The organism is Snodgrassella sp. CS2 (assembly GCF_050310315.1).
Taxonomy (GTDB): domain Bacteria; phylum Pseudomonadota; class Gammaproteobacteria; order Burkholderiales; family Neisseriaceae; genus Snodgrassella; species Snodgrassella alvi_E.
In genome coordinates this window covers 84,482-111,385 of the sequence record NZ_JBNPBA010000002.1, presented here as the reverse complement: position 1 = coordinate 111,385, position 26,904 = coordinate 84,482, and the positions used below count along the sequence as shown (strand labels likewise).

Sequence of the window (26,904 nt, the reverse complement as noted above, 5' to 3'; positions counted from 1 at the left end):
CAAAGTCCAGACTGGCTTTGTGCGGATTTCATCTTTGTTCGGTGCTTTAGCAATGAAAAAGGGGAAATACGTGCAAAGACACTTGCTTGGTCTGGACTTTGGCTAGCGGTCAATTTAGACATCAACAAACAACACGGCGGCTCTGGCTTCCGATGTTTAGTAATGCTAGCCGCAGGCGTTTCAGCGTAGCTGAATATGGCTAACCGCCCCGCTTTACCGGTGGTTGCCTATCCCGCGTTTAGTTTAAAAACCGTATCCCTTATTGCAAATCCATTGCTTTACAGGAAAGGCTCACGCGGAATCAACTGCAATACGGCATATATATAGGAATAAATCGGAAAATAATAGGAATAATATAGGAATATTTTAGAATTATAGGAATATATAGGAATTATTGATATAATATTGGAAATTTTTAATAAATAAATGGTATTTATTGAGAAATTTATAATAAAATATTGGATACTTTAAGCAAGGAAACTACTGGTAATGGCTATCTCAGCTGAAGAATTTTTAAAAATTGCCAAGAGAACTTCCAAACTGGATGCATTTAAGGAAGACATCATTAAATTGAGACAAGCCAAGGTATCCTACAAGGAAATCGTTCGTTTTCTGGAAATGAACGACGTAAAGACAAGCGTTTCTAACCTTGGCCACTTCATCAATAAATTAGAAAGTGAGCAGGCTCAGATCACACCTAAATCTAAAAAGACAGATGCAGTAATGGATACGCTCAAAACAAGTTCGTCAGCTGAGGGCCATCCTAATGCACAAACTAAACCTCCAGCTGCGGGGCATTCTAATGAGCCTGAAAATAGACCCAACTGGGCCACTCAAAGAAGTTTAAAGGATATATGTGGTGGATAAAATTTTGATTCCTTTATATGACTCTAATCATGGCAATCAGCTGATCAATATTCAGCAATATCTGATTGAAAACCAACCTGCGACAATCGCTGTAAAGTGTGGCAACCAATCCATGTACGATGCAGGTATCAGCACAGGAGATATCCTAATAGTTGATAGATCTATTGATGCAGGAAACAATCATATTGTAATGGCTGATATAGGCAATGCTTTTGCCATCAGAAGGCTAGTTACGATTGATGGTACCAGCTGGCTAAATTCTGAAAATTCATCTGCCAGTTTTGATAATTACATCTTTCAACCCGACAAAAACATGGAAATTGTCGGAGTTGTAACATTTGTCATTAAATCACTTAAATAGATTTTATTCCAAATAAATAAAAAAAGATTAACCGCATTGCGTATAACTATATGAAGAGTTCTATGTAGAACTATATGTATATAGCTTGTACCTTGTGTACATTCTTTTTTGCTCCTTTAGTACATTCTTTTTTGCTCCTTTAGTACATTCTTTTTTGTACTAAATGTACAAACATATGATTTATATAGTTTTTATAGATTTACTTTATTGATTAAATTTTGAGCAAAAAAGAGAATTTATGCTGTGATTTGTTGATAGCAAAATGCGTTTGGTTTATTAAAAGCTTTTATGGCCAGATTTTGGCATTTATGTAAGAAAAAATTTAACCCATAAAGCATATTTTTAATTTAAGACAAAAAAAGGCCTGACTAAGTAATTAGTCTGAGCCTTTTATATTTAATTTTGACCTTATTTCTTTCCTGATACTTTCAATGTCTTCAGGTGAAATGGTTGAATTGTCAGGTGGTTTGGATTCTGACTTATGTTGGGCCTGTATAGATCTTCTGAAGACAGCTGACTGCGAATTAATTACATCATCCCACTTAACTGATGGATGCACGATAAAGTTAGCCCATCCATGATTAGCTACATAAGTTATAAATTCAGGTATTTCAGCGTATTCTTTGATTAGTTTTTCCAGCTGATTGACCCATTTACGTTTCATTTGAACAGACTGATGCAGGCGGCCTGTTTTTTTGGTACGAGAATCCAGAAACAAGTGCCACTGTTCCAACGGTATTGATTTAGGCAACCAGAACCCATCTCTGTCTTTATGAAAATTAGATTCAATAGGAACAATACATCTTCCACGTAATCGGCTCAGCTGAGCCTGTAATTTCTCAGCATTGACGCGCCAATGCATGCGCCCAAAAAAACCAGCTCGTCGGTATTCAATAACGCCGAGCTGCTCAACTAAAATTTTCCGTGCTTTTTCATAGCCTCTACGCCTTAATGTGAATTGTTCTAAAAAATCCTTATGAGTTTGATAAAACCATCCATTCCTCTCAGGATGTTTTCTTTCACATACCTGTGCCCACCAAATGAATTTGGCTAAAACAACAGCGACTTTAGGACAATTACAAAGCCTTAGAATATCATTGTGAACAATGAAATCAGGACTTAAAGTTTTAGCAAGATCCGCAATTAACATAATCAATTAATAGAAGAACGTTTTTTTTTGTAGGCATCTGCAATTGATTTAACGGAAACCACATAACCAGTCAATTCCGAAATACGAACAGCTGTTTCTAAAGGTGCTTTTCGATAGCCATTAGCAATTTGGCTAATCCATGAATAGTGTGTATTAAGCTGTCGAGCAATATATTTAACTCGTCCTTTTTCCATACTCAACCATTCTTTTAATGTACATCCCTCGGACATCTTTTACTCCTTTATCGAATTTATTAGAGAAAAATTTTTGCAATGTTACCTATAGCTAACACTTGGAGTCAATATTTTCTATAAATTTTATTTCCCATAGGAAATATAAAGTTTTAGATAATAACAAGATGAAAACACTTTCAGAACGCATTAAATTCCGCTTAAAGGCTCTTAACAAATCGCAAGCTGGGCTTGGTAAATATTGCAAAGTAAAAGCGCCGTCTGTATCAAAATGGACTAGTGGCATGACAAAGACTCTAAAGGGAGAAAATCTTTTGCGTGCAGCTGAGTATTTAGAATGTGATCCTGATTGGTTGGCAACTGGTAAAGGATTTTGGCATACTGATGTTTCCATGACTTCAGAATGTACTTCTGAACACGAAGATATAGAACATCAAGCACTACCGGAATTTGAATTGTTAGCTATCAGCCCTTTATTTCTGAATGATTTTATTATAAGTACATCCGACATTGAATCTTCAATAGCATCGATTCACTATACTGAAGAACAATATAGAAGAATGTTTGGCGCTAAGGAACCACACAATATCAGAATTACAAATATAAAAGTCGACAACATGTCTGGTACACTCGAACCAGGCGATTTAGTTTTTGTGGATACATCTACCACTAAATATGATGGTGACGGTATATACCTTTTTGTATTTTCAAACCACTTACATTTAAAAAGAGTGCAAATGGTTGGCCATACCCTTAGGATTATTTCAGACAACTCAAGATACCAAACATGGTCCATTTCTCAAAAAGATAAAACCAATATGACCGTTTTGGGAAAAGTTTTGATATCACAATCACAGATTTTTCAACGATTCTAATATCAAATTATTTAAATATTTGCCAAAAAGATACAGAATTATTTACAAAGTTAGCTATGGCTAACAAAAATGCTTGCGTTAATAGTTAGCCATAGCTAATATACGTATATAACTTCTGTTCTTTAACAACTTAAACCGAATAAATCCGTATTTTCAACAGTCTATTTCTTTCCAATTGATTTTGAGCTTAGCTGTATGCAACTTTTGAATTCCACTTAAAAATATGTGGGAATTAAAGAAATAGTGTTGATCGGTAATAAGGTAAATAGTCACTACCTTTATACGAGGGTGGTGTGGCGCGACATTCTGCACGTTGCGCAATCAGGGAAAAGCCCGACCAGTAGAGACAAAAATCTCCGACGGGGAAGCAGAATCGCCTAACTGCGAAATGCTTGTAACTGATGTTGAGAATATCCACTGTTACAAGAGACGTGGCGACAATAACGGCAGTCAAGATTTAAAACTAAGCAGCTTGTTTATCAGGCTGCTTGCATTTTAGATTTTATATAACAAGGAGAGTTTTATGGTAATTAATATAATTAATCTGTTTAACCATGTTTCCTGGCTAATCAAGACAAAGAATATGCAAGTTGAGCTCAGACTATTTAAAGCGCTTCAAAACGATTACGGATTTAATTTAACCGTAAAAGTAGATGGCCAAGAGTATACACGCTATTTCTCCATGATTGATAATGAATTTTTTAAATCTGAATCCATAAAAGAGGCTGAAGATGCAATAAAGTGGATTAACCAGTTTTGCGATCCATTGGATTGCGAAATACCTAAAAACAAAGATTTTGATTTGCTTATTTATCTTGTTGATGTAATGAATTTTCCCTATGGGCATACTGTTAGTTTAGAACTAAACACCATTGATAATAATAGTGAATTATTTATCAGTGTTAGTAATACTCAAATTAAATGTAACTCTCCTACATATATTTGTCTTCCGTACTCATCAGAAGGAATTGACCAGGGTTACAGCTTTCTTATGGAAAAACATTTCGCTTATGCTACCAACAGTTAAGGTCTACTTTAAATCAAAAGTGAATAGAAAGATATTTGATAATACTTTCAGCACCTGAAAGTGGTGTGGCGCGACATTCTGCACGTTGCGCAATCAGGGAAAAGCCCGACCAGTAGAGACAAAAATCTCCGACGGGGAAGCAGAATCGCCTAACTGCAAAATGCTTGTAACTGATGTTGAGAATATCCATTGTTACAAGAGGCGTGGCGACAATAACGGCAGTCAAGATTTAAAACTAAGCAGTTTAGTAAATTGAAATATGTTCATGTAACCATTTTTTTAGAAAAATAACTTTTAACAATAAATTATGATTGGGAGTCTAAAATATGAGTAATCAAAAGCAACCTAATCTTAGCAATGAAGAATTTTATATGTTATGTTGCAAAGCTATTTTGCAAAGAATAAAACTTCCATTTATAGCTAAAGTAAAGTTTTACTTTTCGGGTGTATTGTTAATGCATACGCAAGTTCTACTTGGCATTATAGTTTACTCAATTGGTAATAAGGAACTAACAATTAACATTTTTTCTGCAAAAGAATGGCTTATTGTAGAATCAATGTATTTAGTTTTACCGTTTATTGCGTATTATTGTCTTTCTAGAGCTTATGGAAATATGAATTATACATCTGATAATATTAAAATAAGTATGGATTATATTTACAATTATGCTCGAAAAAAAAATCTATCAATCAATTCAAATCAGATAGAACAATTCAAAGAAATAGTACGTAATTGTATGATTAAGCATACATCGAGTTGTACTTATCAGGATATTGCTGATGCCTTGTGCGATGAAAGGAATCCCCTACAAAAGGCAATAAAAAAAGATAAGGAAGACGAGATTAATCGTGAATTTAATAATGCATAAAATTTAAGAAATAAACTATTTTTTTACGTAAAAATTCCAGATTTATTCTAAGCATTATTTTTGAATATAAACATGAACTTCCTAACCAAAAAGGAGAACAACATGTAAACAAAATCTCGGCATTCTCATTTGCAATGCCCCTGAAAAAGTTATCAGCATCATTGCACACTCTTATTGCTTATTAAACGCTTAGAGAAAAGCAGAGCAGCTTTGATTGTAAGTGAGTGGACTAAAAATCAATCCGGGAAGCATTGATGATGTCAGGATGTAAAAGATATCATCTGCGATCGTTAGGCACATAAATTATTTCTCCAATCTGACACGCCCAAAGCCGAGGGCACCTTTTAAAAGAAATCGTCAAACGTAAGACGTTGACAAAGCGGAAAAGAGTGTAATTAGAGACGCTTGGCAGCCTGGACAGACAGGCAAATTCATCAAGTTATGTCCATTAAATCCTCAAGATAGTAAATAATCCGATTTGAATATATTAAATAATTAAGTTCATTTACTTGGTTGAACTCGTTTAAACAGTTCAATCTATTGCTTTACAGTATTCAATCAAAAATATACTAGAGGTCAAAATATGAATAATTCAAACAAAAAAAAGCCTTCTAAAGAAAAGCTCACCCTGCTCATTAAATATATTAAAATTTTTTTCTTTCTTTTTTTCATTTTCAGCATTCCGTTTATATTCGGTCTCGTAGTCGTCAATATTATGATGTTGATTTGTTTGCCATTTGATGTATGTACTTCTGATTTATTGACAAACCCAGGCCATACAAACAAATTGTTATTTCTAACCTGTAGACCGATGATATTGTTAAATATAAATATTGCATTTATTTTTACTTTATTTGTATCGGTATCTGAATGTGAGTAGACATGAATAAAATCTATATAGTACTAGCTGGATGTTTATTTTCAACTTCTTTAATGGCTAAAACCGAAAGCCAAGATATTTTAACCGGTGATAAACGTCTTTCGTGCGAGGCCATACTTTGTCTATCGTCTGGAGATAGACCCAACGAGTGTAATCCATCCCTTAAAAAATATTTCTCTATTAGCGCGGAGAAAATGAGTGAGACTATTAGAAAACGTAAGGATTTTTTGAGTATTTGCCCCTCCAGTAAAGAAAAAGGCATGCCAGAACTCGTAAATGCAATTGCTAATGGTGCTGGCCGCTGTGATGCGAAAGAATTAAATAGGGTAATGCAAAGAACCAAAACAATCAGAAAATGTGAAAAAACGGGTTTATGGAAAAAAGAAACCACGTGTACAGATATAAAAATAATTTATATCGAGCCAAAGAAACCAAAATACTGTACAGCATATGAACAGCAAGGCTGGACCTACAGAGTTGATCAAGTGAAATATGTTGGAAATCCTGATCAGGGTGGCCGCTGGGTAGACACTAAATAGTTGCTTTTTTACCTCTCTCGAGTTTTCCCCTGCTATCTTTTTTACTCCCCCTTGTGGATAGCAGGGGCTTTTTACAAACAAAAAGTCATTTCTAGAATTGCGCGCAAAGTGGCTTTTTCTTTGTAAACAAGATAATTAGGACGAAATCATGAAAACAGTTCATTTTTTGCTGCAAGGCAAAGGCGGTGTTGGTAAAAGCTTAGTGGCCAGCTGGCTGGCTCAATATTTACGCAAAAATATTGGTAAAAATAAAGTTAGCTGTTTTGATACAGATCCAGTTAACCAGACTTTTTCCCGTTATATGGCACTTAAACCAGAAATCGTTAATATTCTTGATGAACGAAAGAATATCAATTCTCGTGTTTTCGATGGACTTATCGAAAAAATTATTGCCAGTTCAGCAGAAGCAACCGTAATCGATAATGGTGCGGCAACCTTTGTTCCACTGCTCAACTATATGAAAGAAAATAAAATTGCCGAACTTTTAGAAGAATATAAGATTAAAGTTTATTTTCATGTAGTTGTTACAGGTGGGCAGGCAATGAACGATACACTCATCGGATTAACAACAATTCTTGAAGATCTCAATGGCCTAGTTCAAATCTGGAGTAATAAATTTTTTGGGGAAGTTAATTTTGAGGGAAAACAACTTGAAAATTTCTCTATCATAAATGAATTTCAAGATAGAATTGTAGGTATCATCAAGATGGAAAATTATAATCCCGATACGTTTGGTAGGGATATTCAAATGATGACTAAAGCGCATCTGACATTTGATGAGGTACAGAACTCTGAATTATTCTCTTTGATGCCACGTCAGCGGCTGCTTCAAGTTGAGCGCAATATATTTGACCAACTGGACCAGCAAACATTCTCCGGTAATGTTTTACCACAGGAGAAATAGTATATGGATGCGGAAATCAAACACATCATTAACAAGGTGTTTGAGATTACAGGCGTAAAGCTAGAATCAACAGATCCTTTGCTAGCTGTACTGCTGATGCAGTACAGCTATTTTGATGATGCTGTATCCAAACTTAAAACAGAACGGCAGCAATCTTATGAAGATTATCTAAAACAGTTTATTGCCAAAGCCGATGAGTTAATAAATGCTGTTAATCGTCTTGAAACTAACCGTAAGGCCTTGCTATTGGAATTACTACAACAGAATGAGGAACAGGCCAGTCAAAACGAAGAACACATTTATGCAAGGCTAAAAGCAAATCTAAACAACATATCAACAAATAGCAAAGAAATTACTTTTGTTCTGCGTCTCTCTATTTTTGTGGCGATATGTTGTACGGCTAGTATGATTTTTTCAATCATAAGATTGTTTCTATAAAAATATTGGTTCAGAGTCTATAAGGCAAAAACATGGATAGTAATATTCAAAGTGTAATAGAAGATATTTATACTGTCACTAAACAAAGATTTAATGCTAATGATCCACTGGTTAGAGTTATATACAGTAGTTTATCTTTAGCTGAGAAAAATCAAAATAATTTTGCGGATATTCTAAAAGAAAATGTAAAGCGTTGTCCTGAATATAAACAATTGGACAATGAACGTCTAAGTATGCTGCCAGATATTCTTTATATGTTGATAGAAAGATTTAACAAAGAGTTAGTAAAGTTTATAGATAACAAAGAAATTAATAACTATAACCTAGAAAATCTTGAATTTATTTCCGACGAAACCATAGATTTATGTGAGTTTTTGTTTATGATTTCTGGGTTAGTTACAGTATTACTGATTATTAATATTCCATTTATCATATTTTTTAATTATATCCATTAATTTGATACTCCAATTTTTTCTACTTTGTTTATGCAATTTTAGGCTTTAGGTGATTGAATGTTGATTAATGAAATAAGGACTGTGGAAACAGATAAGATATCAAGTTCATATAGTCCAAAAAAATTCCCATGTTACAAACTAATACCAACCATAACAGATACAGGCAAAAAATACTGCCTGTTTTTTTATGTGGATAAGAACAATTACTTAATACTTGCTACTGGTATACCTCGACATAAGGCCATACAGAATCTAAAACGCTTATTAGAAACGGCTAAATATCAAGTATATGAAGTTCGTTATTGAAGATAAAAATCTGGAAGATGTACATATGCAAACCTATACGGTAGCTGAGGTTGCGGAAATTTGCCAATGTCACAGCCAAACCATCCGAGAATATATCAAAAATGGGCAATTGCGTGCCAGTAAACCTGGTCGTGCCTATTGCATTAAACAAAGTGATCTTGACGACTTTTTGCATCGCCTTGAAAATGCACAGTTGCAAGCATCACTCGAACGAGAGAGTGAAAAAAGATGTCATTATATAAACGAGAAAGCGGTATTTGGTACTACGATATTATCCTCCCAAACGGTCAAAGATCTCGAGGCAGTACTCGCACCAAAGACAAAACACAAGCCGAAGAATTGCACGATAAGTTGAAGTATGCATCATGGCGTCAGTTTAGTTTTAGTGAAAAACCAAAAGTTCTTTGGGATGAAGCTGCACTCAAATGGATTAAATCAAACGAACATAGAAAAAAGAGTATAGATGACGATATAAGCCGTCTTCGTCAATTACCAGAACTAAGAGGAGTTTATTTACATGAAATAAATAAAAAAATGATTATGTCCATAGTTGATGCAAAAAATTGTTCTGATAGTACCAAAAACAGATATTTAGCATTAATCCGTTCAATATTAAACGTCTGTGTAGATAAATGGGAAATACTGGATAAAAAAATTACACTCAAATCATACGCAGAATCTCCGCCACGAGTTAAGTGGATTCGTCCAGAAGAAGCAAACGCGCTGATAACTTACCTTGAGCGATATCCGTATATGGCTGCGATAACTAAGTTTGATCTGGCAACAGGTCTAAGACAAGCGAATGTTTTTGGCTTAAAGTGGCCACAAATAGATTTCAAAAGGCGGATATGTGAATATTATCCTGAAGATATGAAAGCCAATAAACCATTAGTTATTCCTTTGAATGATACTGCTATGAAAGTTCTAACAAGGCAAATGGGTATGCATGAAAAATTTGTTTTTGTGCATTCTCGCCATAAACAAATAAAAAGATTGAATTATAAGTGGTGGGATGAGGCTAAATGTGAAACTAATATTGATGAGGATTTTAACTGGCATGATTTACGCCATACATGGGCAAGTTGGCTAGTCCAGAATGGCGTGTCACTTTACGCATTAAAAGAACTCGGTGGTTGGCAAACTTTGGAGATGGTTCAAAGATATGCACATTTAGCGCCAGAGCATTTAATCAAAGATGCATTAAAGATTGATAATATAATGACAACTTCATGTCACAATCTAGACACACCCTACGATACTGGAAAGGAGGTTGTAACAGTTGAAATGATGCGTAAAATATTGAAAGATTTAGAAGAAAAATGGTGGGTCGTGAGCGATTCGAACGCTCGACCAACGGATTAAAAGTCCGCTGCTCTACCGACTGAGCTAACGACCCTTTGGCTCCCCGACCAGGGCTCGAACCTGGGACCTGCGGATTAACAGTCCGTCGCTCTACCGACTGAGCTATCAGGGAAAGGAAGAGCGAATTATAGGTGGCGTTGCGCACTTCGTCAACCCTTTCGTTCTAAATAGACATTATCTTTAATGCAAACCACTGGAAATAATATACATTTAATTTTTGCATTCATAAAACATGGGAAGTATTCATGTGTAAAAGCTGATGGATTAACTGAATGATTATTAAGTATGGTTTTAAAAATGTTCAGAAAGAAATTCAGCCAGTTTATGATGGCAGATTCCAAATTTATACAGTATTGTTGTTTAAATATATTGAATTGATTTGGTTCAGAATAAAAGATTTTTGCCAAGCTGAAATTTTGGACAAATATAAAACCGGCTGTAACAATACGTTCTCAAAATCAGCAAAAATTAACTTTGGAATTCTAATACTCTATTGTGTAATAATTTTGCTATTTTTTTGAAATTAATATGAATAGTCAGCAAAGCCGGTTCAGTAAAGGCAGAATACAATTTCTATATGTGGGTTAATGTTCCAATTATTGAGACATTAGATAACGATGCACTGAGACCAAACCAATTTTCTTTTTCCAGCCACATACATTTTACTCTACAAATAACTAAACTTTTCGCATTCTATTATGCTAATACTATGGATAGGCGTAATCCACAATCAGAGGAGCATGATCAGAAAACTTAACATCTTTGTAGATGCTTGCTTGCTGCGCACAGGCTGCCAGATTTGGGGTGGTCAAATGATAGTCTATACGCCAGCCTACATCTTTTGCATAAGCCTGCCCTCTATTGCTCCACCATGTGTAACCGGGTATTTCCGGATACAAGGTGCGCCAGATATCGACCCAGCCCAGTTCATTGATTACTTGACTTAGCCACTGGCGCTCTTCCGGCAAAAAACCTGAATTTTTCAGATTACCCCGCCAGTTTTTTATATCAATATTTTGATGAGCTATATTCCAGTCACCGCAAATCAGAATATCTCGTTGTGATGTCTGCAAGTCTCGCAGTATTGGCAGAAATTTATCCATAAAACAAAACTTAGCCTGCTGCCGCTCTTCTGAACTACTGCCAGAAGGCATATATAATGAAATAACTGTCAATTGACCAAAATCTGCACGCACGTATCGGCCTTCTTGGTCAAAATCCTCCCAACCTAATCCAATTTGAATAGCATCCGGCTGCTGTTTACTATATATAGCCACACCACTGTAACCTCGTTTAAGAGCAGTATGCCACGCCCCATGCATGCCCAGTGGATGCTTCATCTCTTCTGTCATATCAGCTTCCTGCGCTTTTAGTTCCTGTACACACACGATATCTGCCTGAGCCAGAGCAAGATAGTCAATAAAACCTTTACTGGTGGCAGAACGTATTCCATTAACGTTGGCAGAGATGATGCGCATCCGCATGTCCTTTCGTTTGATGATAAAATTTAATGCTTAAGTTTTTGTACTCCATTTTATCATTAAGGATAGTCATGTCTGATTTTCGTCAGGATTTTCTGCATTTTGCCTTGCAACAGAAAGTTTTAAAATTTGGCCAGTTTACTACTAAAGCGGGCAGACAAACGCCCTATTTTTTCAATGCCGGTCTCTTTAATGATGGCTATAGTATTTTGCATCTGGCACGGTTTTATGCTCGTTCTATTCTGGAAAGCAAAATTGAATTTGATATGTTGTTCGGACCAGCTTATAAAGGCATTATTCTGGCTGCGGCAACGGCGATGATGCTGGCAGAACAAGGACGTAATGTACCTTACGCATATAACCGTAAAGAGGCCAAAGATCATGGTGAAGGTGGTGTATTAGTCGGTGCACCCTTGCAGGGGCGCGTACTGATTATTGATGATGTCATTTCAGCTGGTACTTCGGTTCGTGAGTCGGTAACAATTATTCAGCGTGATGGGGCAACTGCTGCCGGAGTAGCCATTGCACTAGACCGAATGGAAAAAGGCCAAGGTATGCAATCTGCTGTTCAGGAAGTACAGCAGCAATATCAGATTCCAGTGTTGGCTATCGCTACTCTGGATGATTTGCTGCGTCTACTCGAAAATGATTCAGCTTTGGCTAGTTTTCATCAACCGGTGACTGAATACAGACAGCAATATGGTGTGTAAAATTTGTCTGGTTCTAGCAAAAAGGATTGCGTGAATGATTTATACAATCTTATGTTTACAAATTGATTATCTTTAGCTGGTATTGACCAGATGAATGTTGAACAATTACTTAGTCATTATGGCTATATGGCCATCTTTATTGGCAGTATTCTTGAAGGTGAAACCATTTTGACCTTGGCTGGCTTTTTTGTGCATAAGGGTTATCTGCTATTTTTACCTTCTATATTATGTGCTGCCGGTGGTGGTATGCTGGGAGACCAGTTGTGTTTTTTTCTTGGTCGCTATTATGGTACGCGTCTAATACAACATTTTCCTAAATTGGATCCAATGGTACGGAAAACTGACCGACTTCTTTGTAAACATAGTTCATTGATTATTGTTGGGGTACGTTTTATGTATGGACTGCGGATCGCTGGTCCCATAGCCATTGGTATGAGCAAAGTACCTTTCCGCCGCTTTATTCTGTTTAATTTACTGGGCGCATTGATCTGGGCAACTATAATTGTGAGTTTCGGCTATGTATTCGGACAATCTGCACAGTGGTTGTTTACACAGTTTGAGCAATATACTGAAATTGCTTTAGTTGTTGCTCTGTTGATAGCTGCAGTCGTTCTGGCTGTTTATCTTTATATTAAACATCGGCACAGTAAACAAGACTGATTTACTTTTCGTTAAGCAGGTGTATGCAACCTATATAAAATGTTTAACTTGAATAATTGATTGATTCAAATTTTGTTTTTTTCAATATAAGTAAGTAAGAAAAAAACCCGCTGATGCGGGTTTTTTTCTTCTAAATTCAGATTCTAAACCTGGATTAGAATGTGTGTTTTAAGCCAATACCAAAGGCGGTAGTTTTGTCTTTACCATTACTTTCGCCGTTACCTTCGCGCAACCAGCCTGCTTGTACGTTAGCGGTTGTACTTTTAGAGAATGCATAGTCAGCACCAAGTACAACCTGATCGTATTTGGTATTTTTCTCTTTGGTACCGTTGATTTTTACATCCCAGCCATGGACATAGGAAATTTTCGGGAAAATATTACCAAAGTAGTAGCCTACTGTCAGAGCAGCTTCCTGACCCTGATTGTCCATAGTCAAGCGATGGTCACCAACATCAACTTTTTCTTTTGTAGCCGGATCTACGATACTCAGATTGTTCAGGCCACGGAAGTAAGAGCTGGTATTTTTGGTGTATTGATAGCCCACACCAACAAATAAGTTGTTAGCATCGTAACCGCCTTCAATACGGTGTACCTGTCCATCTTTCATATCTTTTTTTAGACCATCTACTTTAACAGCAGAGTTTTTCAGGTAATCAAAACCATATTTGGCAAAATAACCAGCATTCTGATAATTCACTCCAACACTATATTTATCGCCGGAGCCGATACCATGATCGTATTCCGCATTGCGATCGCCGCCATTAACGTTATCGCGTGGAGAATATAAAGCGCTTAATTTGAAGCCAGCAAACTCTGGAGAATTGTAAGCAATACCTACATAACGTGCTCCAGTACGGGTAAATTTACCCAAACCTAAAACCTGGTTGTTGTATTCCCACGGATCTACAGCATCCATATTGGCCTTCATGGCATTACTGATGCGACCAGCTCGGACCGTACCGAAATCCCCTTGCAATCCTATGAAAGAATCACGGTTAGCCCAGCCATCAGCTTTACCATCATTGTTACCCAAATGAATAGCAGATTCTACCTGCCAAATAGCTTTCAGACCGTTACCTAAATCATCAGAGCCTTTAAAGCCAATTCTTGAACCATAGTCAGCAATACCATTCTGGTATGGACCACGGCTTTCTCCACTGGTTTTAGTGGAAGAAGTTTCATAGCCTGCTTTCATTTGGCCGTACAAAATAACCTCTGCCATAGCAGCAACCGGTAATGTAGTTAAAGCTAAAGCAATCAGGGTTTTTTTCATTACTGTATTCCTAGTTTCAACGTCAATAATACAAACCTCAAAAACCAAATGAAGCACTTTTGAAGTTTTAGATCAATCGTCAAAATGACGAGTGTGCGGAATATAAAGGTCGGATATTAAAAAAGCAAACCTTCAGATTTGATTTCGAGCATGAGAAAATTTTACTTGTAACTGATTAAGTAAAATACGTATAAATAAATATCAGAAATGTTTTTAAAAGGTCGTAATAACCTTTGAATTGATATTTAGATGCACTGATTCATGCATTATGTTCACACTAATCACCATCTGAAGTATATTTTTAGATATTTGAAAATTTTTATTTAGAAAAGTCAGTTACAACACTTTTATTACGGTTTTGGATAAGCAATATTGAATCTTTAGCTGATACTTAGGCATATATTAAAACTACAAAGTGCTTATCAGAAAATTCTTATATATAAATCGTTGCTGATGATTAACTATTCAACATAAATTTGTAGATTGCAATTTTTATTATATATTAGTAAGTAAAATCGATTGAGGAAGAAATATATTCTCTTTAATTGACAATATAAAAATTAAATATCCCAGTACAAAAGATAATGACCATTCAGATGAAAGATTTACAAGAAAAATCATTAAATATATAGATACTTTCTTATTGTACTAATGATTTTATATTGATGTTACAGTACAGCCTTTAAGTGTGGATAAGCTTTTCTATTTTCTAAAATTCTAATCAATATTTGTTCTTATATAACTTGTTGAATATAACAACTACTAATGAATAATTAAACCATTCGATCTACTATGCTATTCAATAGATATTCTGACTAATAAATTTTAGATAAATTAATCCCCGACTAAGAACAGTTTTTAAGTGTTCTACTGTCGGGGATTAATTTTAAATACTAATCAGTATGTATTAACAACCAATTAGAAAGTGTGTTTCAAGCCAACACCAAAGGCAGTAGTTTTGTCTTTACCAAAGCCTTCGCCGTTACCTTCACGCAACCAACCAGCCTGTACATTAGCAGTAGTGCGTTTAGAAAAGTCATAGTCAGCACCTAACACAACCTGATCGTATTTAGTGTTTTTCTCTTTAGTACCACTAATTTTTACATCCCAGCCATGAGCATAAGAGATTTTCGGGAAAATGTTACCAAAGTGGTAACCAACAGTCAGAGCAGCTTCCTGACCCTGATTATCTTCAGTCAGTTTGTGATCACCAACATCAAGTTTTTCTTTAGTAGTAGAGTTGATGATGCTCACATCATTCAAACCACGGAAGTAAGAGCTGGTATTTTTGGTGTATTGATAGCCAACACCAACAAACAAGTTGTTAGCATCGTAGCCACCTTCAACACGGTGAACCTGACCATCTTTCAGGTCTGATTTCGCACCATCAAATTTAACAGCAGAATTTTTCAGGTAGTCAAAACCGTATTTAGCATAGAAACCAGAGTTGTGGTAGTTCAAACCAGCACTATATTTGTCACCAGAACCAATACCACGTGCGTATTCGGCATTACGATCACCACCATTCACGTTGTCACGTGGAGAGTACAAAACGTTGAAGCTGAAGCCAGCCCATTCTGGAGAGTCATAGGCGATACCAACATAACGGGCATCGGTACGAGTGAATTTACCCAAACCTAATGCTTCATTGTTGTATTCCCATGCATCTACAACGTCCATATTTGCGTTAATGGCATTGCTGATACGACCAGCACGAATAGTACCGTAATCAGTTTGCAGACCCAAGAAAGAGTCACGGTTAGCCCAGCCATCAGAACCGCCATCACTATTACCCAAATGAATACGGGATTCTACCTGCCAGATAGCTTTCAAACCATGGCCAAGGTCTTCAGAACCTTTGAAACCAATACGTGAACCATAGTCACCAATACCATTCTGGTATGGGCCACGTGATTCGCCACTAGTTTTAGTAGAAGAAACTTCATAGCCTGCTTTCATTTGGCCATACAAAACAACCTCAGCCATAGCGGCAACCGGCAAAGTGGTCAAAGCCAAAGCAATCAGGGTTTTTTTCATTGCTGTATTCCTTTTCTATGTCGAAAAAACAAACTTCAAAAACCTAATGAAGAGCTTTTAAAGTTTTGCATTAATCGCCGCGTTAGCGATTTCATGGCTGTCAATATAATGCTTTAGTTGCAAAAAAACAAATTCATTTGCAAACACACAACACTTTTAGCAACCTGCACCGCGACAAATAACAGTTAACCCACTATATAATTCAATAAAATCATATATTTATTTTAATAATAATACATTAAAATAATTTATTATTCTTTTTTAAAGTGTTGTAGTTTTTCAACACATTAATTGAAATAAATAATTATATTGGGCAGTTGGCATGTTATGAATCAGACAAATCTTATGTATTTTGCTACTGATTTTATCACTAGGTAGTTTTTACCATACTTTTAACTACCAAAATCGTCAACCCATAAAGACATGCCGAAATTCTGCCCGCTTCGCTAAGTCTTATTAAACGAGCAGAATTAAGATTATCAAGTTCAAGATAAACAAATCTATATTCTAGTTTCAATCTGTTCTAGTTTGACAGGTGTACCTTGCACTGCATCTGGTTGACTCTGTAATCTATCTTTGCGTCGTAATTTAGATTGAGTAGAAATTTCACTATTATCGGAGACAATAATATTTGTACTGGTTTCAACCAGTATCAGCCCACCCAATTCGGCAATTTGAGACAATTCTATTTCTGCTGTTTCAGGGATGCTGACAATCAACTGATCGGCTTCTGGCTGTTTAGTTTGTACGGTAGATACTGTGCCTAACTTTACCGGTTTATCAGTGGTCGCAGAATACTGAACTGACTCCATCTGAGCTAGAACATGAGTAATCACATTCTTTGCTTGTGCTACTGCCTGCTGTACCAAGATATTGTCATCTATATACGGATGAGCTGGCTGAACTGAGCAATCAGCAGCTTGATTTCCAATATTTTCAGGATGAAGTACGTGCTCAGTAGTCTGCTGCACTTGCGCTGCAATGGCATGGATATCAATATTGCGGCTGATTTTACGTGCTGAAATGATGTAGCTGCGTTTTTTCTTACCATTCTGTCGCCGGCTGTTTTTATCATGCCGCGATTTATGGCGTTCATTTTTTGCCTCTCCGCCCGACAAGGTAATAATCAAGGGATCAGTTGCCTGATTTTCATCAATTAATTCAATATTATTTACTTGCTGGGCTGGAACTTCATTTTTGCCAGAAGTACGCTGACGGCGGCGGCGAGAATTATTATGCTCCTGCCTGATACTACTGCTTTCCTGACTGACTTCAGTTGCTGTTTCCGTCTGAGATGCATCATATTTGTCAGAACGTTTTTCTTCACGACGATTACGCTGCTCATTTGTAGTACGAACTGCTGCTATGTGAGTTGCTTGTATTTTATTTTCAGAATGATGCTCGCCTTTTTTAGCTGTTTCGGCATTTTTAGATAGACGGCCACTAGTGCGCGACTGTCGGCGTTCGTGTGGCTGATTTTTCTGCTGTCTGGATTTAATAGTTCTTTCAGCAGAAGAAGCGTTTGGCGAAACTGGATCGGCTGATTTTGCACTGAAAAGATTACCCAGCCATCCTGAAAGTTTTTTCCACATACCCGGTGCAGTATCTTTTTCTACAACTACCTTCTCAATAACCGGAGCCGGCTGGGTATGATGTATCCCTTTCACTGCTGCTTCAGGCCTAACAGGTTTGTTCCGACCAATTGAAAATGGTAGTTCACCAATGTTTTCTGGTTCTTGTACTTGATGGTAACTGGGAACTGTATTTTCTTCTATGTTATCAGTACGTACACGTATAACACTGTAATGCGGATTTTCCAAATGAATATTCGGAATCAGTAACACGCATACATCCAGCCGCTCTTCCAATCCGAATAACTCAGCACGCTTTTCATTTAAGAGAAAAGTAGCCACATCCACCGGTACCTGTACGCGTACTTCGGCAGTGTTATCTTTCATTGATTCTTCCTGAATGATGCGGAGAATATGCAATGCTGTTGATTCAATACTACGAATGGAACCAGTACCGGCACAGCGCGGGCAAATGGTATGGCTACTTTCACCAAGAGAGGGCTTCAGACGTTGTCGCGATAATTCCATTAAACCAAAACGCGACAACTTAGCCATCTGTACCCGTGCACGATCTTTTTTCAAGGCTTCGCGCAAGGTGGTTTCAACGTCACGCTGGTTTTTACTATTTTCCATGTCTATGAAGTCAATCACAACTAATCCGCCAAGATCACGTACACGCATCTGACGGGCAACTTCTTCAGCTGCCTCCATATTAGTTTTGAATGCTGTGTCTTCTATATCCGCTCCACGGGTGGCTCGAGCAGAGTTTACATCAATGGAGACTAACGCTTCAGTATGATCAATGACGATGGCACCACCGGACGGGAGGGCAACTTCACGGGAAAAAGCAGACTCAATCTGCTGTTCTATCTGAAAACGAGAAAAAAGCGGAGTATGGTCAGTATAATGACGTAAGCGACTGATATATGCCGGCATCACATAGGACATGAACTCACGGATCTGATCATATACTTCCTGCGAATCAATCAGTATCTCTCCAATATCAGGCTGGAAGTAATCGCGTATGGCACGAATAAGTAGTGAGCTTTCCATAAACAGCAGATAAGGTTTGTTGTGCTGTTGTGCGGCCTGCTCAATGGCTCGCCATAGCTGTACCAGATAATTTAAATCCCATTGCAGTTCTTCTGTACTGCGACCAATACCGGCAGTACGTGCAATCAGACTCATACCACGCGGGGTATCCAGCTCACTCATAGCCTGCTTGAGTTCCTGCCGATCTTCACCTTCAATACGGCGTGACACACCGCCACCACGAGGATTATTGGGCATCAATACCAGATAGCGTCCGGCCAGACTAATAAAAGTGGTTAGCGCTGCACCTTTGTTCCCTCGCTCATCCTTTTCAACCTGTACGATGACTTCTACGCCTTCAGACAATACATCCTGTATACGCGCCCGTCCACCTTCATAATTCTGAAAATAGCTGCGCGATATTTCCTTGAAAGGTAAAAAACCATGGCGATCTGTGCCATAGTCAACGAAACAAGCTTCCAGTGAAGGTTCAATGCGAGTAATGATACCTTTGTAGATATTGCCTTTGCGCTGTTCCTTACCCAGTGTTTCGATGTCAAGATCAAGTAGACTTTGTCCATCTACAATGGCCACGCGCAATTCTTCTGCCTGCGTGGCATTGAATAACATTCGTTTCATGAATACCTCGTTATGTGCACTGACGAGGCGTTGTAATTAGTATTTGACACCCGTAGCCTTGCCGATTGTTTTATACACGGCAAATTAAGCAGGCTTTCATCATAAAGAAGGTATAAAGAGCGTTTTGACTATTCAGTATCATTATGCTTTCTGAACAGCATGTACCGGATAATTTTACAAACAATCCAAGCACTTAATCAGGGTAGCCAGTCTTCTGTTATTCAGTCAGGTGCTTGGGCTCAGTAGCGGCTGCGTTATCCGGTTTTGTCATGCCCGATGACGTCTGAAGCCGTGGCTTGCCACCTGATGGAGTCAAACTTAATCACTAACCCTTGCTGCCGAGGGCTGGTCAGCAACATGGGGAAATACGCCTGCAACAGTGCGTTTTTCCAGTAAATACGTTAACATTTCATTGTTTGCAGCCAAAAAACGATTACATGCGTTTTTCAGCTCCGGGCCAAATGCGCCTTTTTTATGGTTCAGTTTTGTTTGCCGTCAATACTTACGGCGAAAACAACTGATGACTTTTATTTATTTATAAAAGCTTACGGATTATAAGCAATATGACGGTTTTAAGCAAAGATTCAGTGCAGTTTTTATCTGTCGGTGCCGAAAGTGCTGGACAGCGACTGGATAATTATTTGATACGGGAATTAAAAGGTGTGCCAAAAAGTCATATCCAGCGCATCATCCGCAGTGGTGAGGTTCGTTTGAACAAAAAACGCTGCAAAGGAACTGACCGAATTGCTGTTAACGATGAAATCCGTTTACCACCCATTCGTGTTGCTGACAGAATGGCTTGTCCTGATTATTTAGCAATTCCTGCAAATGAGTTTGAAATCATTTATGAAGACGATGTTTTGCTGGTTATAAACAAACCATCCGGCGTAGCGGTTCATGGCGGTAGCGGCGTTAGTTTTGGTGTTATTGAGCAGCTGCGCCGTGCTCGTCCTGATGCACGTTATCTGGAACTGGTACACCGGCTGGATAAAGACACTAGCGGATTGCTTATGATTGCGAAAAAACGCAGTGCTTTGGTTAAGTTGCACGAATCAATCAGACAAAACCATCCACACAAGGTCTATCAGGCACTTTCGGTTGGATTTTGGCCAGAAAAAGTACAACATGTAAAACTCCCTCTTATAAAATACACTGGGGCTCAGGGTGAAAAAATGGTACGTGTTACCGGCAATAATCAGGAAGGTCAGCGTGCACTTACTCTGTTTCGTGTATTGCAAAGGTTTGCAGGACAGCAGCTATACACTACAGGAATTAAATCTCTTACATTGATGGAAGCTACGTTGAAAACAGGCCGCACTCATCAAATACGTGTACATATGCAATCGCAACAGTGTCCGATTGCTGGTGATGAGCGCTATGGAGATTATCAAATAAACAAACGCCTGCAAAAAGCAGGGTTGAAAAGAATGTTTTTACATGCATCTGAATTAACACTGCCTCATCCGGTCAGTGGCGATATATTACACCTTATCGCCCCTTTACCAGATGAGTTACAACAGTTTTTGCTTAGCTTACCATCTGCTCCAGATTAGAATTATCCGCCCACATTTAAACCGACTTCGGTTTTTAAAATGTTTGCTGTTGTAACCAATTTTTAAGCTGAGCACCGCATTTGTCATGTCGCAGGCTATATTCTATAAATGTTTTCATATAACCAAGCTTATCGCCGCAGTCATGTGAATAACCCTGTATAACAAATGCATCTACTGCTTCCTGCTGCATTAATGCAGCTATAGCATCAGTCAGCTGAATTTCACCACCAGCCCCAGGCAATGTTTTTTCCAGTAGCGGCCAGATACTGGCAGAAAGCACGTAGCGGCCCACGACAGCCATATCAGATGGAGCCTCTTCCAGCGCAGGTTTTTCAATAATGGCTGTCATAGCTATACTACATCCCTCCTCGGCCTGTTGCTGATGACAATCCACTATACCGTACTTATTTACTTCACTCATCGGCACGCGCTCAACCATAATCTGGCTACGTTGTGTGTCTCTGAAATGCTTTACCATCGCTGCCAGATTATCTGTTGCCAGATTGCAGGCACTTTCATCTATGAGCACATCCGGCAGTAAGACGGCAAACGGTTCGTTACCAATCACAGAACGCGCACACAGCATAGCATGACCCAGTCCTTTTGCTTCACTTTGTCGTACCTGAATAATTTGAACATCAGGAGGCAGCACGGCACGGGTTTCTGCCAGCAACGCAGTTTTACCCTTGTTCTGTAACTGCGTTTCCAACTCAAACGCAGTATCGAAATGATTTTCAATTGCGGTTTTAGAAGCATGGTTAACCAGCACAATTTGCTTAATTCCTGCTTGTGCACACTCCTTTACGATATACTGAATTAACGGTTTGTCTGCCACCGTTAGCATTTCTTTAGGGATGGCTTTTGTAGCCGGCAACATTCGAGTTCCTAAACCAGCAACTGGGATAACTGCTTTCATCTCTTTTTCCATTCTTGCAAATCAATCACATATATGACGTTCACGAGGATAACGATTTGTATTAAACTTACAATATAAATACTGTTATATATTATCTGAATAATAAGTAATTTTTATTGGTTGAAAATTTTTCGCGGTTAAATATATATAGTTCGACTATTTATTATCCAATTCAGTCAATACAGTAAACACCTCAGCCACAGCCACTGCACCCGGATCAGGTACACTGACTAGATTCTGTTTGTTAACATAAGATGAACGCCCAGCTCCGGCTTTATGCATATCTGCGGTTTTATCAGCACCCTCTCTAGCAGCCTGTACCGAAGCCTTAATACCATGTTGTTGCCAGCTTTGCAAAGCCGGCTGTAAAGCATCAATCAAAGTACGGTCACCTAAATCGGCACCGCCATAATGTTTCATCTGTGTCAGCCCGTTTAACAATGCTTCTATCAGCGTATTTCCCTTTTGTAAATGCTGTCCGGCAGCAGTGAAGAAAATCGACATCAGCACCCCACTTGACCCCCCCATGACTATTGCAAGTCGCTCACCGATACACAGTAATAACTGGGACAAATCGTTAAGTGGCAACTGCTGCTGTGTCAGCTGCTGTGCTATAGCATGAGCACCATGCGCAAAAGTGGTACCTGTATCACCATCACCTACTTTAGCATCCAATGCATTAAGTCGACTTTCCAGTCCAATCAGTTTATCTGTTATGGCTGTAATACAAGCAGCAGCCAACGCATTTTCAGATGGCTTGTATTCAGACTGCCTTAATACGGGCTGGCAGGCAAGCTTTTTTAAAGGTTTTAAAGCAACCGGCTTCTGCCATCCTTGTGTTTCTACCGGAGCATTCAGAGCCTGAACAAAATAATCATTTAATCTGAGTATAGAAAGGGAGAAACCTTTCATATCCAGCGATGTAACCATCGGAGCAGGACCAATCAGCCAATCAGTCTGCTCACTGATTGAGGAATGTGCTACTTCACGCGTTAGCAAAGCCATTTCCAGAGATGACACTCCACCGAGATTATTGATCAAAACGGCAAAACGCCCCTTACCAGCCGAATGCTGTAAAGACTTCACCAAATTATCGATAAGAATTTTGCTGTTTTGAGTATTAACCACCGACGCACCGGGTTCACCATGTATACCTAATCCAAGCTCTACCTGACCGTCTTTGATCCGTGTTTCTTCCATATAGTCTGGCAGATGACAGGTTTGCATGGCCAGACCAAGACTCCAAAGATTATCACAAGCCTGTTGAGCCAATGCGCGAACCTGTGCTAGTGACTTTCCTTCCTCAGCAGCATAGCCTGCAATTTTGTGAACGAGCACCGTGCCTGCCACACCGCGTGGCTGGCGATTTTCCGGCAGGGAAATATCGTCAGCCACAATGACCATTTCCACTTTCAAGCCATGGCTTTTGGCTTTTTCTGCTGCCAGTCCAAAATTTAATCTGTCCCCAGTATAATTTTTCACAATCAGCAAACAACCCTGTTCACCAGTGACAGCTACAATGGCGTTAAACACAGCATCAACACTCGGGGAAGCAAACAAATCACCGCATACAGCCGCCGTTAACATACCTTTGCCCACAAACCCAGCATGAGCCGGTTCATGTCCCGAACCACCGCCGGAAATTACAGCTACACGGCTTTTATCCCAGTCATTGCGAGCCACTATTCTGATAGCCGGATCAGTATCCAGCTTGACAAGATTGCCATGTGGTGCAGAAATCACCAAACCTTCAATGGCTTCATCAATTAATTGTTTACGATTGTTAAAAAAGAATCTGGACATGATTTTCCAAAATGATTATGAGTATAGACAACAGGCAATATTCGAATCAAAAAATTCATAAGGTCGAAAAAAAATAATTACTGCTTTCCTTATATCAAACTTCATCGGCATTTAAAGCAAGATTCTTATCAAAGATTAGATATATAAATTTAATATACTGAATCCATTATTTTCTGCCACAGTAGTATCTTGCTTTAATTTATATTGCCTTTTTTAAGCGGCGGTTCCAAATTTAACTGTGCTGACACGCTGTTTGCAAGACTATTATAATGTACGGCGATAGCAGGATAAAGTTTAGCCTGCAATCCAAACACGACAAAAGCATACTAAAAAAATAAAATTCGGCTATAATTTTACTTATAACTGATTTAAATGATTGGATAATAGTGAATGAAACGGCTTAGCCTAATCATTTAACTACACATACATCAGCACCAAAACCTGAGAATAAGCAGATGAAAATCAATATTAAAGGATCAGAACCAGCTGGTTCAACGCCCGAGGGCAGCAGCTGGGAACGCAATTTACTAGAAAAACTATTGCTTGAAGTATATCGTGAGCAGCGGCGTAATCGAATCTGGCGCTGGTTCTGGCGTCTTCTATGGCTTCTGATTTTTATCTTGATAATTATTGCTTCTTCTGGCAGCAGCAAACCAACCGGTGCCCATACAGCGGTTATTAATTTGGAAGGCACCATCAGCAGTGACAATAATCAGGCCGATTTATTACGTAAAAGCCTGAAAGAAGTGTATAAAAACAAAAATGTCAAAGGAATTATTATTCGTGCCAATAGCCCCGGCGGCTCCCCGGTTATTTCCAGCATCGCATATGAAGAAATTCGATATTTTAAAGCCAAACATGCCAGCATACCTTTATATGTTGTAACTGAAGATATGTGTGCTTCCGGTTGTTACTACATTGCCAGTGCCGCAGATAAAATCTATGCAGACCCGTCTAGTTTGGTCGGCAGTATTGGAGTAATTGGCAGCAGTTTTGATTTTACGGGATTGATTGACAAACTGGGCATTAAACGCCGAGTTAAAATTGCCGGCAGTAATAAAGATATGGGTGACCCTTTTGTTCCCGAAACACCGGAACAGGCACAAATCTGGCAACAGATGTTGAGTAGCATTCATGAACAATTTATTCAGGCTGTACAACAGGGAAGAGGCAAGCGTTTGAAAATTGCTGAAAACCCAGATATCTTCAGTGGCCGTGCGTATACTGGAGAAGAAGCCAAAAAAGTGGGACTGATAGACGATTTTGGCAATGTTTATACTGTCGCACGTGATGTAATCGGTGCACCTGATTTAGTAGATTACACTGCTGAAACCAGCTGGGAAAAACGTTTTAGCAAAAGTATTGGCAGCACTATGCTGCAAAACATCCGCGGCATGACTGATCAGCCTTGGTAAATGCCATTAGATATAATTGCAATTCTTTTGTAAAAAATTATACCCGTTTATGTTCGCCACAACTATTGAGAAACATAAACGGGCAATTTTTTAAGCGTATCCTGATTAATACAACAGGCAATTTCTTTTTCAAACATGCGCTTTGTATCACCAGCCAGCTAACTTGAAATATACCTAATTAAATGATTTATTTCACCAACACATACTGAATTTTATTGTTTTCCACTCGAATTGATAGAGTTGTTGGTTATAATATTTCTCCACCTTATCCAGCATCAATATCATGTATTCGCTTATAAAATCTTTGTTATTCCGACTGGATCCGGAAAAGACCCATTATCTGTCATTGAAATGTTTACAGCTGCTACATCGTTATCACTGCGGTTTTTTGCTGAGAGACGGACAAGCTTCAGCAAATAACAATCAAAGCACCGGAACAGACAGCAATTTAATAGACTTAATGGGTTTGACTTTACCCAATCCGGTGGGATTAGCGGCTGGTCTGGATAAAAATGGTGAGTATATTGATGCACTGTCAATGTTGGGTTTTGGCTTTATCGAAGTTGGCACCGTTACACCGCTACCACAGGCAGGCAACCCCAAACCCCGTTTATTCCGGTTACCAGAACATCAGGCTATCATTAATCGCATGGGCTTCAATAACTATGGTATCGATACCCTGATTGATAACATTGTAAACAGCCAATATCGTGGCATACTAGGAATTAACATTGGAAAAAATGCCGCCACGCCCATAGACAAAGCCACTGATGATTATCTAATCTGTCTAGAAAAAGCCTATCCTTATGCTAGTTATATAACTGTAAATATTTCATCCCCCAATACACGCAATTTACGCAGTCTGCAAAGTGCCAGCGAATTGGACAGACTCCTGAATCATTTAAAAAACCGGCAGGCGCAGCTAGCAACGCGTCACAGTCGTTATGTCCCCATTGCTGTTAAAATTGCACCAGACCTGATTGAAGACCAAATTACTGCATTAGCAGATGTAGCATTAGCCACCCAGATTGACGGCATTATTGCCACAAATACCACTATAGATAAAACGATGCTGGGTAAGCATCGATATGCACAAGAAACTGGAGGATTATCCGGTCGTCCAGTGCAACCACAAAGTAATCAGGTATTACGCCACCTATCTGCGCTGCTTGAAGGGAAGATTCCTCTTATCGGTGTAGGCGGAATTAACACTGGCGCCGATGCAGCTGAAAAAATCAGCCTTGGTGCCACTGCAATACAGCTATATTCCGGCCTGATATTTCGTGGCCCCAAGCTCATCAATGAATGTATTCGTGCGTGCAGTAAGCTAAATTAGAGACCCAACAGATTAATATTATTTATTTCGCTTCAATATGTATTCTTGTTTTACATGTTGGTAAAGCACGATCACGAAAACCTGCTCTGCCCCATTACAGAATTATGTCGTTTTCGTGCATTGAATTTGCTGATAGCTATCTTTATGCAGCTGCGTTTGGCATGACGCTTGTGCTGCGCTATGATATTAGTCATAAGCAAGTATTCGCCCAGATTACTTTGCACAGTCCTGTAGACAATTATCAGGACTGTACA

The 26,904-nt window shown here is 38.5% G+C and carries 24 protein-coding genes and 2 tRNA genes; 16 read left to right on the top strand and 10 right to left on the bottom strand.

The features are described 5' to 3' along the window. Window positions 1-489: 489 nt before the first annotated feature. Window positions 490-867: a hypothetical protein gene (locus ACQP6D_RS04155; protein WP_267390719.1), complete on the top strand. Its 378-nt coding sequence runs from the start codon at window positions 490-492 to the stop codon at window positions 865-867. Beyond that, entirely contained in the window at window positions 860-1,228 is a 369-nt protein-coding gene (locus ACQP6D_RS04150) for a LexA family protein (RefSeq protein WP_427857513.1), read from the top strand. Before ACQP6D_RS04155 ends, ACQP6D_RS04150 begins: the two co-directional genes overlap by 8 nt. Before the next feature lie 376 nt (window positions 1,229-1,604). Here the strand turns inward: ACQP6D_RS04150 and ACQP6D_RS04145 are convergent, their stop codons facing one another. Together ACQP6D_RS04145 and ACQP6D_RS04140 are read right to left on the bottom strand one after the other, a co-directional pair. Continuing rightward, window positions 1,605-2,378 (bottom strand): hypothetical protein, encoded by a 774-nt coding sequence (locus ACQP6D_RS04145; RefSeq protein WP_367577523.1) that lies wholly within the window; start codon window positions 2,376-2,378, stop codon window positions 1,605-1,607. Between the two features lie 2 nt (window positions 2,379-2,380). Then, complete coding sequence (locus ACQP6D_RS04140) at window positions 2,381-2,608, bottom strand: helix-turn-helix domain-containing protein (RefSeq protein ID WP_367577522.1); 228 nt, start codon at window positions 2,606-2,608, stop codon at window positions 2,381-2,383. Window positions 2,609-2,736: 128 nt separating this feature from the next. On the opposite strand from ACQP6D_RS04140, the gene ACQP6D_RS04135 reads away from it, so the two are divergent. From ACQP6D_RS04135 to ACQP6D_RS04095, 9 genes are all read left to right on the top strand, one after another. Continuing rightward, entirely contained in the window at window positions 2,737-3,444 is a 708-nt protein-coding gene (locus ACQP6D_RS04135; RefSeq protein ID WP_427857512.1) for a S24 family peptidase, read from the top strand. Between the two features lie 523 nt (window positions 3,445-3,967). Next, entirely contained in the window at window positions 3,968-4,471 is a 504-nt protein-coding gene (locus ACQP6D_RS04130; RefSeq protein WP_427857511.1) for a hypothetical protein, read from the top strand. Between the two features lie 326 nt (window positions 4,472-4,797). Further along, entirely contained in the window at window positions 4,798-5,340 is a 543-nt protein-coding gene (locus ACQP6D_RS04125) for a hypothetical protein (RefSeq protein WP_427857510.1), read from the top strand. Window positions 5,341-6,222: 882 nt separating this feature from the next. After that, window positions 6,223-6,759, top strand: a complete 537-nt coding sequence (locus ACQP6D_RS04120; protein WP_267390729.1) for a TrbM/KikA/MpfK family conjugal transfer protein — start codon at window positions 6,223-6,225, stop codon at window positions 6,757-6,759. A gap of 148 nt (window positions 6,760-6,907) precedes the next feature. Then, the gene (locus ACQP6D_RS04115) at window positions 6,908-7,663 is read left to right on the top strand and encodes a conjugal transfer protein TraL (RefSeq protein ID WP_267390730.1); all 756 of its coding nucleotides are present in this window, start codon (window positions 6,908-6,910) and stop codon (window positions 7,661-7,663) included. Window positions 7,664-7,666: 3 nt separating this feature from the next. Beyond that, entirely contained in the window at window positions 7,667-8,101 is a 435-nt protein-coding gene (locus ACQP6D_RS04110; RefSeq protein ID WP_427857509.1) for a hypothetical protein, read from the top strand. A 32-nt stretch (window positions 8,102-8,133) separates the two neighbouring features. Further along, complete coding sequence (locus ACQP6D_RS04105) at window positions 8,134-8,556, top strand: hypothetical protein (RefSeq protein WP_427857508.1); 423 nt, start codon at window positions 8,134-8,136, stop codon at window positions 8,554-8,556. 331 nt (window positions 8,557-8,887) lie between these two features. Beyond that, the gene (locus ACQP6D_RS04100) at window positions 8,888-9,217 is read left to right on the top strand and encodes a helix-turn-helix domain-containing protein (protein ID WP_370387519.1); all 330 of its coding nucleotides are present in this window, start codon (window positions 8,888-8,890) and stop codon (window positions 9,215-9,217) included. A gap of 179 nt (window positions 9,218-9,396) precedes the next feature. Next, on the top strand, window positions 9,397-10,224 hold the full coding sequence (locus ACQP6D_RS04095) for a tyrosine-type recombinase/integrase (protein WP_370389972.1): 828 nt from the start codon (window positions 9,397-9,399) through the stop codon (window positions 10,222-10,224). Here ACQP6D_RS04095 and ACQP6D_RS04090 read toward each other — a convergent pair. The 3 genes from ACQP6D_RS04090 to ACQP6D_RS04080 all read right to left on the bottom strand — a co-directional run bounded on the left by ACQP6D_RS04090 (window position 10,183) and on the right by ACQP6D_RS04080 (window position 11,702). After that, window positions 10,183-10,258 (bottom strand) — tRNA-Lys (locus ACQP6D_RS04090). The two genes, ACQP6D_RS04095 and ACQP6D_RS04090, sit on opposite strands and share 42 nt — an antisense overlap. Before the next feature lie 2 nt (window positions 10,259-10,260). After that, window positions 10,261-10,336 (bottom strand) — tRNA-Asn (locus ACQP6D_RS04085). A 595-nt stretch (window positions 10,337-10,931) separates the two neighbouring features. Next, window positions 10,932-11,702 (bottom strand): exodeoxyribonuclease III, encoded by a 771-nt coding sequence (locus ACQP6D_RS04080; protein WP_427857507.1) that lies wholly within the window; start codon window positions 11,700-11,702, stop codon window positions 10,932-10,934. A gap of 74 nt (window positions 11,703-11,776) precedes the next feature. Here ACQP6D_RS04080 and pyrE point away from each other — a divergent pair, with 74 nt between their 5' ends. Both pyrE and ACQP6D_RS04070 read left to right on the top strand, forming a co-directional pair. Then, window positions 11,777-12,415, top strand: a complete 639-nt coding sequence (pyrE, locus tag ACQP6D_RS04075; protein ID WP_427857506.1) for an orotate phosphoribosyltransferase — start codon at window positions 11,777-11,779, stop codon at window positions 12,413-12,415. Between the two features lie 90 nt (window positions 12,416-12,505). Beyond that, entirely contained in the window at window positions 12,506-13,075 is a 570-nt protein-coding gene (locus ACQP6D_RS04070) for a DedA family protein (RefSeq protein ID WP_427857505.1), read from the top strand. 154 nt (window positions 13,076-13,229) lie between these two features. Here ACQP6D_RS04070 and ACQP6D_RS04065 read toward each other — a convergent pair whose 3' ends face one another. The 3 genes from ACQP6D_RS04065 to ACQP6D_RS04055 all read right to left on the bottom strand — a co-directional run bounded on the left by ACQP6D_RS04065 (window position 13,230) and on the right by ACQP6D_RS04055 (window position 19,627). After that, complete coding sequence (locus tag ACQP6D_RS04065) at window positions 13,230-14,348, bottom strand: porin (RefSeq protein WP_370389388.1); 1,119 nt, start codon at window positions 14,346-14,348, stop codon at window positions 13,230-13,232. A 918-nt stretch (window positions 14,349-15,266) separates the two neighbouring features. Next, entirely contained in the window at window positions 15,267-16,385 is a 1,119-nt protein-coding gene (locus ACQP6D_RS04060) for a porin (protein WP_427857504.1), read from the bottom strand. Window positions 16,386-16,885: 500 nt separating this feature from the next. Beyond that, window positions 16,886-19,627, bottom strand: coding sequence for an Rne/Rng family ribonuclease (locus ACQP6D_RS04055; RefSeq protein WP_427857503.1), 2,742 nt, complete (start codon window positions 19,625-19,627; stop codon window positions 16,886-16,888). Between the two features lie 563 nt (window positions 19,628-20,190). Between ACQP6D_RS04055 and ACQP6D_RS04050 the strand changes: the two genes are divergently transcribed. After that, a complete protein-coding gene (locus tag ACQP6D_RS04050) occupies window positions 20,191-21,180 on the top strand; it encodes an RluA family pseudouridine synthase (RefSeq protein ID WP_427857502.1) in 990 nt (329 codons plus the stop codon). Between the two features lie 34 nt (window positions 21,181-21,214). Here the strand turns inward: ACQP6D_RS04050 and galU are convergent, their stop codons facing one another. Both galU and ACQP6D_RS04040 read right to left on the bottom strand, forming a co-directional pair. Continuing rightward, window positions 21,215-22,096 (bottom strand): UTP--glucose-1-phosphate uridylyltransferase GalU, encoded by an 882-nt coding sequence (galU, locus tag ACQP6D_RS04045; protein WP_267392169.1) that lies wholly within the window; start codon window positions 22,094-22,096, stop codon window positions 21,215-21,217. A 156-nt stretch (window positions 22,097-22,252) separates the two neighbouring features. Beyond that, entirely contained in the window at window positions 22,253-23,899 is a 1,647-nt protein-coding gene (locus ACQP6D_RS04040; RefSeq protein WP_427857501.1) for a dihydroxyacetone kinase subunit DhaK, read from the bottom strand. Window positions 23,900-24,354: 455 nt separating this feature from the next. Between ACQP6D_RS04040 and sppA the strand changes: the two genes are divergently transcribed. Both sppA and ACQP6D_RS04030 read left to right on the top strand, forming a co-directional pair. Beyond that, on the top strand, window positions 24,355-25,314 hold the full coding sequence (gene sppA / locus ACQP6D_RS04035) for a signal peptide peptidase SppA (RefSeq protein ID WP_367418954.1): 960 nt from the start codon (window positions 24,355-24,357) through the stop codon (window positions 25,312-25,314). A 283-nt stretch (window positions 25,315-25,597) separates the two neighbouring features. Continuing rightward, the gene (locus tag ACQP6D_RS04030; RefSeq protein WP_267392166.1) at window positions 25,598-26,650 is read left to right on the top strand and encodes a quinone-dependent dihydroorotate dehydrogenase; all 1,053 of its coding nucleotides are present in this window, start codon (window positions 25,598-25,600) and stop codon (window positions 26,648-26,650) included. The last annotated feature ends 254 nt before the right edge of the window (window positions 26,651-26,904 follow it).